General features: G+C 54.3%; 1 rRNA gene. It reads right to left on the bottom strand.

Annotated features, from left to right (window positions below):
* Window position 1: 1 nt before the first annotated feature.
* A 23S ribosomal RNA gene (locus ACTNEP_RS20410) occupies window positions 2–1,412 on the bottom strand; the annotation flags it as partial.

The following is a 1,412-nucleotide window of genomic DNA, read 5'->3' as shown; positions in this document are numbered from 1 at the left end:
TATAGTTAAGTCCTCGATCGATTAGTATTCGTCAGCTGCACATGTCACCATGCTTCCACCTCGAACCTATCTACCTCATCGTCTCTGAGGGATCTTACTCTATCGAATAGATGGGAAGTCTCATCTTGAGGGGGGCTTCATGCTTAGATGCTTTCAGCACTTATCCCTTCCACACGTAGCTACCCAGCGATGCTCCTGGCGGAACAACTGGTGCACCAGCGGTGTGTCCATCCCGGTCCTCTCGTACTAAGGACAGCTCCTCTCAAACTTCCAACGCCCACGACGGATAGGGACCGAACTGTCTCACGACGTTCTGAACCCAGCTCGCGTACCGCTTTAATGGGCGAACAGCCCAACCCTTGGGACCGACTACAGCCCCAGGATGCGATGAGCCGACATCGAGGTGCCAAACCTCCCCGTCGATGTGGACTCTTGGGGGAGATAAGCCTGTTATCCCCGGGGTAGCTTTTATCCGTTGAGCGACGGCCCTTCCATTCGGTACCGCCGGATCACTAAGCCCGACTTTCGTCCCTGCTCGACTTGTAGGTCTCGCAGTCAAGCTCCCTTCTGCCTTTACACTCTGCGAATGATTTCCAACCATTCTGAGGGAACCTTTGGGCGCCTCCGTTACATTTTGGGAGGCGACCGCCCCAGTCAAACTGCCCACCTGACACTGTCTCCGAACCGGATCACGGTTCTGGGTTAGAAGGTCAATACAGCCAGGGTGGTATCCCACCGGCGCCTCCACGTAAGCTAGCGCTCACGTTTCTCAGGCTCCCACCTATCCTGTACAAGCTGTACCAACATTCAATATCAGGCTACAGTAAAGCTCCACGGGGTCTTTCCGTCCTGTCGCGGGTAATGCGCATCTTCACGCATAGTATAATTTCACCGGGTCTCTCGTTGAGACAGTGCCCAAGTCGTTGCACCTTTCGTGCGGGTCGGAACTTACCCGACAAGGAATTTCGCTACCTTAGGACCGTTATAGTTACGGCCGCCGTTTACTGGGGCTTCGGTTCAACGCTTCGCTAATGCTAACGCATCCCCTTAACCTTCCAGCACCGGGCAGGTGTCAGCCCCTATACTTCGCCTTTCGGCTTCGCAGAGACCTGTGTTTTTGCTAAACAGTCGCTTGGGCCTTTTCACTGCGGCTTCTCGTCAGAGAAGCACCCCTTCTCCCGAAGTTACGGGGTCATTTTGCCGAGTTCCTTAACGAGAGTTCTCCCGATCACCTTAGGATTCTCTCCTCGCCTACCTGTGTCGGTTTGCGGTACGGGCACCCTTTTCCTTGCTAGAGGCTTTTCTTGGCAGCGTGAAATCCGGAACTTCGGTACTATATTTCCCTCCCGATCACAGCTCAAGCTTGCCAGACGGATTTGCCTATCTGACGCTCTTACTGCTTCGACGCACAC

It is taken from the genome of Gracilibacillus sp. HCP3S3_G5_2 (assembly GCF_052063305.1).
Taxonomy (GTDB): domain Bacteria; phylum Bacillota; class Bacilli; order Bacillales; family Amphibacillaceae; genus Gracilibacillus.
This window is presented reverse-complemented; position numbering and strand designations above follow the sequence as displayed.